This is a genomic window from Fructobacillus apis, assembly GCF_023893635.1.
GTDB lineage: Bacteria > Bacillota > Bacilli > Lactobacillales > Lactobacillaceae > Fructobacillus > Fructobacillus apis.
Genome location: NZ_JAMWYK010000002.1, coordinates 1 through 15257 on the forward strand (window position 1 = coordinate 1; position 15257 = coordinate 15257).

The 15257-nt window shown below is 52.2% G+C and carries 10 protein-coding genes; all 10 read right to left on the minus strand.

Going from position 1 to position 15257, the window contains the following annotated elements; all coding sequences use genetic code 11:
• Positions 1 to 257 precede the first annotated feature (257 nt).
• Positions 258 to 446 carry a hypothetical protein gene (locus tag NFX39_RS01780; RefSeq protein WP_252442464.1) on the minus strand — a complete coding sequence of 63 codons (189 nt, stop codon included), beginning with the start codon at positions 444 to 446 and terminating at the stop codon, positions 258 to 260.
• 183 nt (positions 447 to 629) lie between these two features.
• Positions 630 to 3509, minus strand: coding sequence for an excinuclease ABC subunit UvrA (gene uvrA / locus NFX39_RS01785; RefSeq protein WP_252442466.1), 2880 nt, complete (start codon positions 3507 to 3509; stop codon positions 630 to 632).
• Between the two features lie 163 nt (positions 3510 to 3672).
• On the minus strand, positions 3673 to 5685 hold the full coding sequence (uvrB, locus tag NFX39_RS01790; RefSeq protein ID WP_252442468.1) for an excinuclease ABC subunit UvrB: 2013 nt from the start codon (positions 5683 to 5685) through the stop codon (positions 3673 to 3675).
• A gap of 94 nt (positions 5686 to 5779) precedes the next feature.
• Complete coding sequence (locus NFX39_RS01795) at positions 5780 to 7900, minus strand: LTA synthase family protein (RefSeq protein WP_252442470.1); 2121 nt, start codon at positions 7898 to 7900, stop codon at positions 5780 to 5782.
• A gap of 25 nt (positions 7901 to 7925) precedes the next feature.
• Complete coding sequence (locus NFX39_RS01800; protein WP_252442472.1) at positions 7926 to 8180, minus strand: DUF1797 family protein; 255 nt, start codon at positions 8178 to 8180, stop codon at positions 7926 to 7928.
• Entirely contained in the window at positions 8177 to 9214 is a 1038-nt protein-coding gene (locus tag NFX39_RS01805) for a lysylphosphatidylglycerol synthase transmembrane domain-containing protein (RefSeq protein ID WP_252442474.1), read from the minus strand. The genes NFX39_RS01800 and NFX39_RS01805 overlap by 4 nt, the downstream gene beginning before the upstream one ends.
• 9 nt (positions 9215 to 9223) lie before the next feature.
• Positions 9224 to 10291 carry an LTA glycolipid anchor biosynthesis glycosyltransferase, IagA/BgsA family gene (locus tag NFX39_RS01810; protein WP_252442476.1) on the minus strand — a complete coding sequence of 356 codons (1068 nt, stop codon included), beginning with the start codon at positions 10289 to 10291 and terminating at the stop codon, positions 9224 to 9226.
• A 1-nt stretch (position 10292) separates the two neighbouring features.
• Positions 10293 to 11528, minus strand: coding sequence for a glycosyltransferase family 4 protein (locus NFX39_RS01815; protein ID WP_252442478.1), 1236 nt, complete (start codon positions 11526 to 11528; stop codon positions 10293 to 10295).
• Positions 11529 to 11638: 110 nt separating this feature from the next.
• Positions 11639 to 13411: an ABC transporter ATP-binding protein gene (locus tag NFX39_RS01820; protein WP_252442480.1), complete on the minus strand. Its 1773-nt coding sequence runs from the start codon at positions 13409 to 13411 to the stop codon at positions 11639 to 11641.
• Entirely contained in the window at positions 13404 to 15194 is a 1791-nt protein-coding gene (locus NFX39_RS01825) for an ABC transporter ATP-binding protein (protein ID WP_252442482.1), read from the minus strand. The genes NFX39_RS01820 and NFX39_RS01825 overlap by 8 nt, the downstream gene beginning before the upstream one ends.
• Positions 15195 to 15257: the final 63 nt, after the last annotated feature.

The following is a 15257-nucleotide window of genomic DNA, read 5'->3' on the forward strand; positions in this document are numbered from 1 at the left end:
GTGATATTTTTTGCATAAAAAGCTCCTATGATTAAATTATATCGAACATTTTTGTCCATAATTTAATCATAGGAGCCGGAAATCGCTTTTTCCATGAAAAGCCGTTGCAAACCAACAAACAATTTCCGTGTTTGGTAATCATTCAAAATCAGTGCCTTATCATCCTCAACTTTTATTTCAATTTTCAAAACGGCGATCTCTTGGGTGCTCACTTTATGGAAATCTCTCGCATACTGGCGTGCATTCTCCACCGCCGACTAAACGTAGCAGACGTCGGACTGGAAACTTTCATCCACATACCCGTACACTCCCCGCCCCAAGTCGTTGGGATAGCGAGCTAGTTCTGCCTTCGTTTCGTTCGAATCCGCATCATTGATGAAGCCCTCCTTCAAAATCCTGGCAGCGTTCTTTTTGGATGTGCCGTGGTATGCCGTTAACGTGATCATGTCCGCGCCCTCCCGTGGTGTTGCAGGAAAAATGACAGTTAACAAGAACCCTAATTCGCCCAAATCATACACCCTTTCAACCCCCATGAATAGGCCCTTTTTCAATGTTATACAAAGTTTTTTTCTTTATATAAAAACAAAAAGCAGCGCTCCAAAAGAGCGCTGCTTTTTTTAAAACAATGTTTACTTGCTTTGGGCCTTTTCTCTGGCAATGTCGCGGTCCATGATTTCGCGGAGGTACTTAGCCGTGTAAGATTCCTCACTCTTGGCGACTTTCTCGGGTGTCCCCGTGGCGATGATTCGCCCGCCACCGGCACCACCTTCCGGACCAAGGTCGATCAACCAATCGGCGGACTTAATCACGTCGAGGTTGTGTTCGATAACCGTTACGGTGTTGCCGTTGTCAACGAGTCGATTCAAGACGCGGAGCAGGCGATCGATGTCATCCACGTGCAAACCAGTCGTTGGCTCATCCAGGATGTAAATCGTCTTCCCGTTCGTGCGACGGTGGAGCTCTGAAGCGAGCTTCATCCGCTGCGCTTCACCACCAGAAAGGGTCGTGGCAGATTGTCCGAGCTTTACGTAACCCAAACCAACGTCCACAATCGTTTGCAAGCGGCGTGCAATCTTAGGAATTGGGGCAAAGAAGTCCAGGGCTTCTTCGGCCGTCATGTCCAAAACTTGGGAGATGGTGTGTCCCTTGTACGTCACTTCGAGCGTTTCGGAGTTGTAGCGGGTTCCATGACACACTTCACAGTCGACGTAGACGTCGGGCAGGAAGTTCATCTCAATTTTGATGACACCGTCACCACGACAGTTCTCACAACGTCCACCCTTCGTGTTGAAGGAGAAACGCCCCTTGGAGTAACCACGGAGCTTGGCTTCGTTGGTTTCGGCAAAGAGTGAGCGAATATCGTCGAAGACCCCCGTGTAGGTTGCCGGGTTGGAACGCGGTGTACGACCGATTGGTGACTGGTCGATGTCGACAACTTGTTCGACGTTTTCGACCCCTTCAATCTTACGGAAGGCACCCGGCTTGTTGGAGTTCTTGTTCAGCTTCTGCTTCAACGCACGCTTCAGGATGCTATTGACCAAGGTTGACTTACCGGAACCAGAAACACCGGTCACGGCGACGAACTTACCAAGTGGGAACTTGGCCGTCACGTTCTTCAGGTTGTTTTCCTTGGCACCGCGAACGATGATTTCCTCACCGTTCCCCTTGCGGCGTGTCTTTGGAACCGGGATAAACTTCTTTCCGGAGAGGTACTCCCCTGTCAAAGAGTTCGGATCCTTTGCGACCTCTTCGGGGGTTCCAACGGACATAATCTTTCCACCGAGGCTTCCGGCACCGGGACCAACGTCAATGAGGTAGTCGGCGGCGTTCATCGTGTCCTCGTCGTGTTCGACGACAACAAGCGTGTTGCCGAGGTCACGCATGGCTTGCATCGAAGCGAGCAACTTGTCGTTGTCACGCTGGTGCAAACCGATGGAAGGTTCGTCCAAAACATAGAGCACACCGGAAAGGTTGGCCCCGATTTGGGTGGCCAAACGGATACGCTGCGCTTCTCCACCGGAAAGGGTGGAAGCGGTACGCGAAAGCGTCAGGTAGTCCAAACCAACGGAGGACAGGAAACCAAGACGGTCACGAATCTCTTTCAAAATTGGTTGAGCGATTTCGGTGTCCTGTTGACCGAGTTCGAGGTTCTGGAAGAATGCCAATTCCTCGTCGACCGGCCAGTTGGAAACATCACCGATGTTCTTACCCCCGACTTTGATGGACAAAGCCGCCGGGTTCAAACGGTACCCGTGACAGGCCGGACAAGTGAGCTTTGTCATGTACTGGGCCATCGTGTCGCGGGTGAAATCGGAGTTTGTTTCCTTGAAGCGGCGGTCGATGTTGTTCATCACCCCTTCAAACGGCTGGTCGACGTCACGAACGCCACCGAAGTCGTTTTGGAAGTGGAAGTGGAAGTCCTTGTCACCGGAACCGTACAAGACCATGTCTTGTTGTTCCTTCTTCAAGTCCTTGAAGGGCACGTCTTCTGGAATGCCGAACTGTTCACAGAACTGGGATAGCATTTCAGGATAGTAGTTGGAAGAGATGGGGTTCCAAGGGGCGATGGCACCCTGCTTCAGGGTCTTCTCGTCGTCTGGAACGACCAAATCGATGTCGACTTCTTGGTTGGCACCGAGTCCCTGACAGACTGGGCAGGCCCCGTCAGGCGCGTTAAATGAGAACAGGCGTGGTTCCAAACGTCCTGGACGGAAGTGGCTCAGTTCCCCGAGGTAGTGGTCAGACATCCGGATGGGGGCCGGCGCTTCTTCTTCAGGGTCACGAACGACGGGTTCCATGACAACCAATCCGTTGGCGAGGCCCGTGGCCGCTTCGATGGAATCGAAGAGACGGGAGCGGGAGCCTTCACGCATCACGACACGGTCGACTAAGACGGCGATGTCGTGCTTCTTGTTGCGCTCGAGGGCGAGGTCGTCTTGCTGGTCGAGTTCGATAACTTCGCCGTCGACTTTGGCGCGGAGGTAACCCTGCTTTTGCATCTTTTCAAAGGCCTTTTGGTGAGTCCCTTTGACGCCTTCAATGATGGGCGCAAAGACTTGTAAGCGCGTGCCTTCGGGCAGCGTCTTTTGGACGTAGTCGACCATTTGGTCGATGGTCTGCATGATCTTTGTGCCGTCTTTGGGGTCGTCGGGCTTTCCAACGCGGGCGAAGAGCAGACGGAAGTAGTCCGCAATTTCGGTTACCGTTCCAACCGTGGAACGGGGATTGTTGGACGTGGTCTTCTGGTCAATGGAAATGGCTGGTGAGAGCCCTTCAATCGAGTCGACGTCAGGCTTGTCCATCTGGCCCAGAAATTGCCGGGCGTAGGATGAAAGTGATTCGACGTAGCGACGTTGTCCTTCGGCGTAGAGCGTGTCGAAGGCGAGCGATGACTTACCGGAACCAGACAGTCCCGTGACGACGGTGAGCGACCCCTTTGGGATGTCGACGTCGATGTTCTTTAGGTTGTGGGCGCGTGCGCCGCGAATTTCAATGTTGTTCTTTGCCATTCGATCCTCTCCTAGCAAAAAAGCCGTTGCCGACTTTTAAATCTTGCTGGTTGGTGTGGTCCACCAGCCTGCTTTTGCAGCTTTGTTTTAATTTGTGAAAACGCCGCCCAATGGGCGGCTAAGCCCGTGAGGCCCTGAGGTTTCGCTTCTCTAGCAAAATCCCCTAGCGGCCCGCTTGCTTCTTTAACTTCATGATGTTGTCGCGAACCTTCGCGGCCGTTTCGAAGTCCAGCTCCTTGGCGGCAGCCTTCATTTGGTTGGCCAAGTTCTCCAGAATATCGGTCTGGTCGGCCTTTGGCAGGTCGGCGAAGTCCACTTCGGTCAAGTCCACGGACTCTTCGACTTCGGCTGGCTTTGACGATGAAATCAGGTCACGGATGTCCTTTTTGATGGTCATCGGCGTGATGCCGTGTTCCTCGTTGTAAGCCATCTGAATTTCACGACGACGGGCCGTTTCATCGATGGCAGCCTGCATGGCCTTGGTGGTCTTGTCCGCGTACATAATCACGTGACCGTTGGCGTTACGAGCCGCACGTCCGATTGTCTGGATAAGGGAGCGCGGATTACGCAAGAACCCTTCCTTGTCGGCATCCAAGATGGCAACAAGGGAAGTTTCCGGCACGTCGATTCCCTCACGCAACAGGTTGATTCCAACCAGTACGTCGTACTTTCCCAGACGCAGCTCGCGGATAATTTTCGTTCGCTCCAGCGTCTTGATGTCGGAGTGCAGGTAGGCGACCTTGATTCCGACATCCTTCAGGTAGTCGGTCAAATCTTCTGACATCCGCTTCGTCAGCGTCGTGATGAAGACACGCTCGTCCTTTTCGATGCGCTTGTTGATCTCGCCGACCAGGTCATCAATCTGACCCATGACGGGACGCACTTCGATTTCAGGGTCGAGTAGTCCGGTTGGTCGGATAATCTGCTCGACGACGTCTTCCTTTGGCACCTTCTCGAGTTCGTAGTCACCCGGCGTTGCGGACATGTAAATAATCTGGTTGACGTGGTCCTCAAATTCCGGCAGCTGCAAAGGCCGATTGTCCAAGGCGGATGGTAGACGGAAACCGTAGTCGACAAGCGTTTGCTTACGAGCACGGTCACCGTTGTACATTCCGCGGACCTGCGGCATCGTCACGTGGCTTTCGTCCACGACAATCAAGAAGTCGTCGGGGAAGAAATCAAGCAGCGTAAAGGGCGCCTCGCCCTCCTTGCGACCGTCCATCCAACGGGAATAGTTTTCAATTCCAGGCGTGAAGCCCATTTCTTGAAGCATGGCCAAATCGTATTCAGTTCGCTGGCGGAGCCGTTGGGCTTCGAGCAGCTTGCCCTCACCCTCGAGTTCCTTCAAGCGCTCGTCCATTTCCTCGCGGATACCGGTCAATGCTTCCTTCATCCGTTCGTCGTCGGTCATGAAGTGCTTGGCAGGGTAAATGGCCACGTAGTCCTTTTCGGACACAATCTGACCGGTCAGCGCGTTAATCTGGCGAATCCGGTCAATCTCATCCCCGAAGAACTCGACGCGCATGGCCAACTCGTCTTGAGAGGATGGGAAGATTTCAATAACATCCCCTCGCACGCGGAAGGTACCACGTTGAAAGTCGATGTCGTTCCGGGCGAATTGCACATCCACCAGGTCGTGCATCAACTGGTTTCGCCCGTACTCCTCGCCGACACGCAATGAAATCACGTGGCTCTTATACTGGTGGGGGTCACCCAGCCCGAAAATCGAGGATACCGAAGCGACAACAATGGTATCGTTTCGCTCGAACAAAGAAGCCGTTGCGGAGTTTCGCAACTGGTCGATTTCGTCGTTGATGGCGGAATCCTTTTCAATGAACGTGTCAGAAGATGGCACGTAGGCTTCTGGCTGGTAGTAGTCATAGTAGGACACGAAGTATTCCACCGCGTTGTTCGGGAAGAATTCCTTCAACTCGGAGTAGAGTTGTCCAGCCAGGGTCTTGTTGTGGGAGAGCACCAGCGTCGGCTTGTTGTTTTGGGCAATCACGTTTGAAATCGTGAAGGTCTTTCCCGTTCCGGTTGCCCCGAGCAAGATTTGTTCCTTAACGCCCTTCTTCAAGCCGTCGACCAACTTATTGATCGCCTTTGGCTGATCACCGGTTGGTTGGTACTTGGAAACAACGTCAAACTGTTCATCTTTGCGTTTTGGTTCCACCATGGTACTCCCCTTTCAATGTAAAGTCACTTTCTCCATTATAACAAAAAGAACAAAAACGAACAGATGTTCTGTTCGTTTTTGTTCAATTAAAAGCTTAATTATTCTTCAGTTCAGGCGCGTCGGTCTGGTAATCGTTAACCGTCGACTGGCCACCCTTCTGCTTCAACAAGGACGTTGGGTTGGATTGCTGGTTTTGTTGCAATGCCTTCAACGCCTTCTTCTTGTTGTAGTCGTAAGAAGTCTTGTTCACGTTGGTGAAGTTCAAGCGTGACTTGTCGAAACGCAGCAAGTCCCCGGTAATGACTTTGTCAGAGTAAGAAAGCGACTGGTCGGCATAGGTTTGCGTCCGCTTAGCCGTGGCTTGGAGCGCTGGGTTATCCTTCATGAAGACCTGTTGACCAGACTTCGTATCGAAGTATTCGTTGCGGTACTTCGTGTAGGTTGGTGTGACCCAGTCCCCGTTCCGGAAGACAACCGTCTGCTGGTTTTGCGCGGACAACAAGTCGTGTCCGAACAACGTCATACCGTCCGTTGAAACACCTAGGAGGTGAAGCAACGTTGGCATCATGTCGATTTCACCACCGATGGTGTGGTTGATTCCCCCCTGCAAACCGGTTCCGTGAATCATGAATGGCACCTTCTGGAAGTTGGCCAAGTCATTGTTGTTCACGGAGTCCTTACCAAGCAACTTAGCAATGGCTGGCTTGTGGTTTTCAGAGATTCCGTAGTGGTCGCCGTACAAGACGAAGGTCGAGTTGTCGTACAGACCGGTCTTCTTCAAGTAGTCCATCAATTCACCGAAGGACTGATCCAAGTAGTGGGCCGTTTGCACGTAACCGTCGACGGTTGAGTCACCCGTTTCCGTGGCTGGGAAGTCGATGTTTTGCTTATCCAAACCGTATGGGTAGTGGTTAGTAACCGTAATCAACTTCGCGTAGAACGGTTGTGGCAACTGCTCGATGTACTGAGCGGAATCCTTCAAGAAAATCTTATCCTTCAACCCGTAACCAACGGAGTAGTTTGGGTTATCGGCGTTTGGATAGTAATCCTTTGAGAAGAAGTAGTTGTACCCAAAGGACTTATAGGTGTTGTTTCGGTTCCAGAAGGTCGAAACGTCACCGTGGAAGGCAGCCGACGTGTAGCCCTGCTGACCCAAGATGGCCGGCATGGCTTCGAAGGTGTTAGCCGTTCCGTACTTCGTCATGGCAGAACCCGTGGCCAAACCGTACAGGGAGTTTTCCTGCATCATTTCGGCATCGGAGGTCTTCCCCTGTCCGACCTGGTTGTAGAAGTTGTCAAAGGACAACGTGCTTTGATCGTGGTAGAAGGCGTTCAAGTTTGGCGTCACTTCTTGACCATTCACCTTGTAGTCAATCAAGAACTGTTGGAAGGACTCCAAGTGAATCATGAAGACGTTCTTTCCCTTTTGCGTTCCGTAGTAGGAAGCGTTGGCGGGAATGTCGTTTTGTGCCAAGAAGGCCTTAACCTTGTTCAAATCCTTTGCCGTGGCTTCCTTACGGGAATCCGACTGCTTCTTGGTTTGGACGGCGTTAAAGGCCGCGTATTCGTTTAGTCCCAAGTACTTCACGATGTAGTTGTTGTCAAAGGAACGCGTCAAGAGGTCGGAACGGTCAACGGAGGCAATTCCGAAGTCCACCAACATGAGCGCGATTCCCAAACAAGTGGTCAAAAAGGCGTAGCGCTTCTTCAATCCCTTCTTGCTCATTGGCCAGAACTTGATCAAGAGCAAGACGGCGATGACAACTAAGTCCAGGTAAACCAGGAAGTCCGTTGGCTTAATAATGGCCGCGATGGACTTGCCGAGGTTGTTTCCGGTCGATGAACCGGAACCGAGGATTCCAAAGGACAAGAAGTCCGAGAATTCCCGGTAGTACAAGATGTTTGCAAAGAGCCAGACACTTTGAATTAAGTTCATCAACCAAATGAGGAAGTAGGCGACTTTACCACGGAAGTAAAGGGCGATTCCCAACAGGATAATGGTCGTTGGAATGGGGTTCAAAACGAGCAAGAACTGTTGCAAAGCACCCGTTGCGCCCAGGTTGAAGTTGAAGTGGTAGTTCACGTACGTCTTCAACCAGACCAAGATGACGTTAATCAGGAAAAAACCGGTTAAGGTCGTCCAAAAGGACTTTTCCTTCAAAACGGTCAGTTTCGAAAACTGTTTTCTTGTTTCTGCTAAAAATTTAGCCATCATAAGTGGTTCCTCATAAAAAGAGACCTTAAAAGGTCAACTGTACATCACGTAAGAGATCGAAGATTTCAATGGCGACCAGGTCGACATCGTCAAAGTGGTAATGCTTTTTCAACCGGTGGTCCAAAATGTCCCAATCCTGGTTTTCTTGGTCGTAGGTGACCTTCAGCAACTCCAGGCCGTATAGGTCAAAGCGTCGGCTTTGATAGCGTCCGTCGGACGCCTTTTCCATGGCAAAGAGCCGCTTCAAAATTGATTCCAATTGACTGTTTTCTTCGGTCATGACTTCCTTCTTCGTTGTTCTTTAGTCGGAATGACGTAAGCCAAAATTCCGGCGAATAAAGCAAAATAGTAGGTAATCAAGCGCCAGATCAAGATGACCAGAACAAGCGTTGCTGGGTTCTTGACGAATGGCGTAAAGAGGAGCTGGAACGACAGTTCCGCTCCCCCAACCCCACCGGGGATTGGGAAGAGTGAAATCACCATGATGATCATGATGTTCATGGCGATGATCAACCAGGGGTTGGCGTCTTGATAGCCGAAGGCCCGGATGACAAAGTAAGGCACCACGTACAAAGCGATGAGCTGCAGGCCCGTGTAGACCGTTGCGATGAACAAGGACTTTGTGGACTTAATGACCCGCTTTGATTCCTCGTGGAAAGACAAAATCTTTTGTCGACTGGCTTCCTTAAAGTTTTCGACCTTTTCGCTCTTAATTAACCCTGAGATTAATTTAGCACCACCCTCGACGACTTTCAAGGAAAGCGTTGGCCAAAACATGACCAAGAGGATGCCCAGGATGACCACCGCGTGAATGGCGATGGCAAACGGGATGAACGTGGCAAAGGCCGGGTTCACGTTTTCGTAGATGAAGTTCTCGGCGGCAAAGTCCCCCACCAAGAAGAACAACACCACGACAATTTGGTAAACCAAGAACTTCATCAAGATGACGGACAAGGCACGGGAGGCCGGGATGTTTCCCCGGGTCAAGCCCCAGAGCTGAGCCGGCTGTCCACCGGTGGCAAAGGGCGTCAAGCCGACACCTAACTGGTTCATCAAAGGGACTCGCATGAGTGTTCCCCATGAAGTGTCCTTTTGGTCCTCGTCCGAAAGCAAGGCGTGAGTCGCAAAGGCTTCCAAAACAAGGGACAGTATCATCATGAAGAGGCCACCCAAGAGGTAGCGCCAGTCCAAGACCTTCAAGGCTTCTTCCAGTTGCTTGCCGCGACCTGAGAGTTCGTTGGTCAAATAGTAAACCGTGATTCCGGTTAAGAGAAGGACGATTAATGCTGAGATTTGATTACGACGTGACTTCATATGCGCTCCTTAGGATTGGTTTTCTGACCAGTCCAAAGTGACCGATCCATGCTCGTCAACGGGCAGGGTCTTTTCGTTTACAACCGCACGGTAAACGTCGTCCAAGATTTGACCAACCTGGTGCAAATCCTTGGACTTTGCGACGTCGTAGCCGGCGTCCGTCAAGTCCTTCTTGTCTCCAGCCAAGATGGCATCCATCTGCTGGTCAAAGTCGTCGACGTCCTTTGCCTTGTAACAGTTTTCCTGGTCCTTCAACCAGCCGTCATAGACCGGAATGTCGCGAACCAAGAGCTTCTGCTTGGAAGCCAAGGCTTCCAAGACCACGATTCCTTCGGTTTCTTCAAAGGATGGGTACAAGAACAAGTCGACACCCGCAAAGGCCCCCTTGATAATGTCCCCTGAAATGTAACCAGGGAAACGCAGGTTCTTTGGCGCGTGTTCGATGGCAAAGCGCACCTTTTGTGGCACCAAAGCCATGTTCGTGTGGCCGAACCAGATGAAGGTGATTTCAGGGTGACGCTTGGCAAGCTCGATGAAGTCAAAGAGCCCCTTGCGTTCGAAGAAGAGGCCAACGGACATCACGACCTTTTCGTCGTCCTTGATTTCAAAGTAGTCCTTGTAGAGTTGAATCTTTGATTCGTCGGGTTCGTACTTCGTCAAATCAATTCCGTTTGAAACCGGGTAGATGGGTTGGGTCAGCCCGTAGTTTTCCAAGAGCGACTTGGAGTATGGCGTGGGCGTGATCAGGGCGTCGGCTTGCTTGTACAAGGCAATCAAGTACTTCTTGTACAGGGGCGCCATCAAGTTGGAACCAAAGAAGGAATTCCGGAAGTCTTCGTAGGTTGAGTGGGCGTGGTAAACGACCTTCTTTCCCATCTTCTGGGCCTTCTTAACCATGTACATGGACATCACACCGTAGGTGTTGATGTGCAAGACGTCAAAGTCTTCACACTTCGGGTCGGTCGTGACGGTCACGTCCTTGATGGGACCGAGTGCAGCCTGCTGCAAACGCAAGGCACGCCCGATACCGGACTGGGCGATTAAGTTTTGATTTTCGAAGTATAACAGAACTTTCAAATCAGTTTCTCCTAAAAGGATTCCGTAAGAGTCGCTTGATATAACCGATTTCGTCATCGTTTAGCTGGTCGGAATCGTCTGCTTGTTCGTCTCGTTGGTAGTTATTGATGACTTCTTCGTAAAAGTCAAAGACGCGGGCCTCAAATGTCTGCGCGTCCACGTTTTTCACAGCGTGCTGACGCACTGCCTCATCCTGCTCGGACAGCGGGCGCTTCAGGTAGCTGAGCATCGCATCTAAGAACTCGTCGTAGTCGTCGACCAACGTTCCAATCGCTGAATCCGTGACCAGCTGGTCGAGGTAAGGCGAGTGGATGGCAACGAAGGGACGGTTGCATGCGAGGGCTTCAATGAAAGTAAGCCCCTGTGTTTCGGAGTCCGATGAGGAGACGAAAACAGAAGCCAGCTTATAGTAGTTGGCTACTTCGTCGTGGTCAATCATCCCCGTGAAGATAATCGCGTCCTGCAATTCGAGGTCTTCAACCTGTTCTTGCAAGGACTTCTTGGCGGGACCATCCCCTGCAATCAAGAGCTTGGCGTTTGGCACGTGTTCGAGCACTTCGGAAAAGGCCGAAATCGTCATGGCCACGTTCTTTTCGAAGGCCAGACGTCCCAGTGACAAGATCACGGGCGTGCCGGGTTCGATGTTGTACTTGGCGTGCAAATCAACGGAACCTTCGCCCAGTTCCTTCATAGCAACTCCGGTTGGGATAACCGGGATTGGAATATCGTCAACGCCGTAGAAAAGGAGGCTTTCCTTCACGCGTTCGGATGGGGCAATCACCCCGTCCATGGACTTCAAATAAGCCTTCACCAAGTGGGAGACTGCCGATGGCCGAAGGAGCATCCCCTTCGCCACGTAGTGCGTGTAGTCCTCGTACTGCGTGTGGTAAGTGTGGATGGCCGGAATCTTCAGGCGACGGGCCACGTACTTTCCAATCAAACCAAGTGAGAACTCAGTTTGCGTGTGGACGATGTCCAAGTCCAGTTCGCGGGCGATGTCAACGGCTTGAATCAAGCCACGGAAGGTCAACCGACGGTCCTTGAACCCGAAGTAAGGAAGGGAAGAAAAACGGTAGATGTTTTCTTCGTACTCGTCCTTGCCCACCTTGGGGTCAGTCGTTGTAAAAATATAAACCGAATGACCGGCTTCTTCTAAAGCGTCTTTTAAGGTTTGAATGGAGGTTGCAACACCAGAAACCTGCGGAAAATAAGTATCCGTAAACAATCCAATTTTCATGCTTGGCCCCCAAATTTAAAGTGATTTCTAAGCATAGTGCTATTATTATACCATTTTACCAGGTAGCAGCCAAAAGGAACCACCGGGTTAACGGTGGTTCCTTTTCAGCCTTATTCAAATACCATTTGGTTGTAGTAGAGCTCGGAATAGAAGCCCTTTTGGTTCAAGAGCTCCTGGTGGCTTCCCTGCTCGATGACTTGACCGTCCTTCAGCACAACGATAACGTCGGCCGAAAGAATGGTCTTCAGGCGGTGGGCAATGACAAAGGACGTGCGGTCCTTCATCACGTTTTCCATGGCAGCCTGAATCTTTTCCTCGGTCACCGTGTCAACGTTGGCCGTGGCCTCGTCCAAAATCAACAAATCAGGATTCGTCAAAATCGTTCGCGCAATCGAAAGCAGCTGCTTTTGACCGGTTGAGAACAAATTGTCCGCGCCAGTGACTTTGGTCTGGTAACCGTCCTTCAAAGAAACGATGAAGTCGTGGATGTTCGCCTGCTTAGCGGCGGCCTCCACTTCCTCTTGGGTCGCGTCCGGCTTTCCGTAGGCAATGTTTTCAAAAATCGTCTTCGAGAAGATGACGGATTCCTGCAGAACGATTCCGACGTGGTCACGAAGGCTCTGGAGGGTAAAGTCGGCCAGGGGCCGGCCGTCATACAACACCTTTCCGCCGTTCAAGTCGTAGAAGCGGTTGAGCAAGTTCATGACGGTCGTCTTACCGGAACCAGTTGGTCCGACAAGGGCGACCATCTGCCCCTTCTTCACATCGATGGACACGTCCTTCAAGATTGGGCGGTCAGGTTGGTAGGCGAAGTCCACGTGCTGCAGTTGCACGCCCTCTTCCAACGGACCGGCTTCAACAGAACCCGTGTCCACTTCGTTGTCCTTTTCCAAGACGTCCGTAATCCGGTTGGCACCGGTCACCGCCAGCTGCAAAGGATTGTAGATGGCCGTGATTTGGGAGATGGGTTGGAAGTACTGCTGGGAGTAGGTCACGAAGACAACAACCAAGGCAAGTCCGCTGGCCTTGTCCATGCCGTTGTGCAAGACGAGCCATGATCCGAAGAAGATAACAATGGCCAGGTTCAACAGGGAGAAGCCCTGCATCAAAGGTGAAAGCAATCCGGAGTAGAACTGCCCCTTCTGCGTGGCAGCCCGCACCTTGGCGTTGTATGGCTTGAAGGTCTCGATGGATTCCTGCTGGCGGCCTTCGGCGAGCAACACCGCCTGGCCGGCCAACTGCTCGTTGATGTAACCGTTCAGTTCACCCGTGGCGGCCTGCTGGATTTCAATTTGCTTGCGGGCCTTCTTCATGATGAAGAGTGCCACAAGGATGGCGACCGGTGACAGGGCCATCGTCACGAGGGCCATCATCACCGACTTTGACAGCATCATCCAAATGATGCCGAGGAACAAAAGTCCCTGGGAGAAAATCTGGAAGACCCCCTGGTTCATCGCGTTAAAGACGTTGTCCAAATCGGAGGTGAACAGTGACAGAATTTTTCCGTCCTGGTGCTTGTCGAAGTAAGCAACCGGCAGCTTTTGGAGCTTGCCGAAGAGTCCGCGGCGCATGCTGCCGACGGATTCGGACGAAATCTTCGACGTGATGAAACCGGAAACCACGAGCCCGAATTCGGACAGGAGGTAGAAGGCCCCCATCCCGAGTATGGCATGGTAGAAGTCCGTCAAAGAGGCGCTCTTCCCCGGCGTGAACGAATCGGTCACGTAGTGGGCCAGGCCGGAGATGGCGTCTCCCAAATAAAGGGGCGCCTTAATCTGGGCGTAGGTCCCAATGGCCGTCATCGCCATGGCGATGAGCAGGCCGCGCCAGAAAGGCTTCAGGTAGGTCAAAAAGTAGACAATGGCTTTTTTCAACTTAGTCATGCTTTGCCTCCTTTCCCTTCTGGCTTTCAAAAATTTCTTGGTAGAGTGCGCTGTTTGTTAAGAGTTCCTGGTGCGTTCCCTGACCGACCACGCGACCCTCATCCAAGACGAGAATCTGATCGGCGTGAATGATGGACGCAATCTTTTCGGCGATGATAACCTTGGTCGTCTGACCGTAGTCGGCTTCCAAGATGTCCTGCACGCGCTTTTCGGAGCGGGCGTCGAGCGCTGAGGTCGAGTCATCCAAGATGAGCAGGCGCGGCTTTTTCACGAGCGCGCGGGCGAGCGACAAACGTTGCTTCTGCCCACCGGACAGGTTGGCGGAGCGTTCGGAAATTTCGTGGTCGAGTCCGTCGTCGTACTGGCTGACAAAGTCGGCCGCTTGGGCGGCCGTCACCGCGTCCATAATCTCTGCGTCGGAGGCGTCGGCCTTTCCCATCTGAATGTTCTTGCGGATGGTTCCCGAGAACAAGACGGGCTTTTGCATCACAATTGATACGTGCTGGCGCCAGTCGTCCTTGCCCAGGTTGTTGATATCTTGACCATCCACGGAGACTTGTCCACGGGTGGCTTGGTAGAGTCGGGCCAAGACGAGGGCCAAAGTCGACTTACCGGAACCGGTGGAGCCGACAACCCCGAGCGTTTGGCCGGCGGCCAGGTCGAAGGAGATGTCGGTCAACGTGTTTTCGTCAGCGTCAGCGTAGGCGAAGTCGAGGCCTGAAACAGAGAGGCCTTGGGCGAGGAAGTCGCCAGAAGCCACGTCTTTTGAAACGTCGGCGTTGGTACCTTGGTGGACGGCTTCGGAAGCGGCCGCCTGGTCGCTTTGGACTGGGGCATCTTCTTCCGTTTTTTCAGCCAAAACAGCGCCGATTCGCTTCAGAGAAACGAAACCACGGGAGGTGATGGTTGAAATCATCCCCATCATCATGAGGCCAAACAGAATCTGGTTCAGGTAGGTGATGAAGGGCGTGATTTTCGCGAGCTGGTCCGGATTCTTGACCACCGTGCCGGAAATCATGAGGAGTGCCAGCATGATGGCGGCGTATGAAATCAGCATGAAGATTGGGAACATCAGGTTGAAGAGGTAGCCAATCTTCTGGTTCACGTCGGTCAGTTCTTGCGTGTTATCGGAAAAGCCCTTTTCTTCGGCTGCTTCCTGATTGAAGGACTTCACGACGCGCACACCGGCCAGGTTTTCCTGGGCCAGCGTGTTGTTCTGGTCGATCAGGCTCTGAATCTTCTGGAAGGACTTGCCCATGATGGAAAAGATGCGACCGGAAGAAGCGATGATCAAGACGATCATCAAAAGCACAACCCACCAGAGGCTTGGAATCGTCCAGATGGACAAGACGATGGCACCAATCAAGAGGATGGGAACGCGGAGCACCATTTGGAGCACCTGCATGACCAGCTGTTGCACCTGGTTCACGTCGTTGGTCAAGCGGACCACGAGGTTGGCGGAGGTGTAGGATTGCACCTGTTCCAGTGAGAAGGCCTGAATCTTTTCGTATTCAGCGGCACGGATATCAGCGGCCACCGCCTGGGAAACCCGCGAGGAGAAGTATGTTCCGGAGATTCCGGCAACCATCCCGAGCAAAGCGAGCCCGAGCAGGAAGATGCCGTTTGAAAGCACCACGTCGCTGTCATCCTTGATGATGGCTTCCATGATCTTGCTTAAAAACTGGGGTTGCAGCAAAGAAGCCAAGGCCATCGTCACGACGGACAAGGCGGCCAGCGTGGCTTTCTTCCAGTAGGGTTTGATATAGGTAATGAGTAGAGACATAATGATTTTCTCCAGTAAAATGGCAGAATTTTTATCGGCTGGTGTTTGCATCAGTCGTTTTTA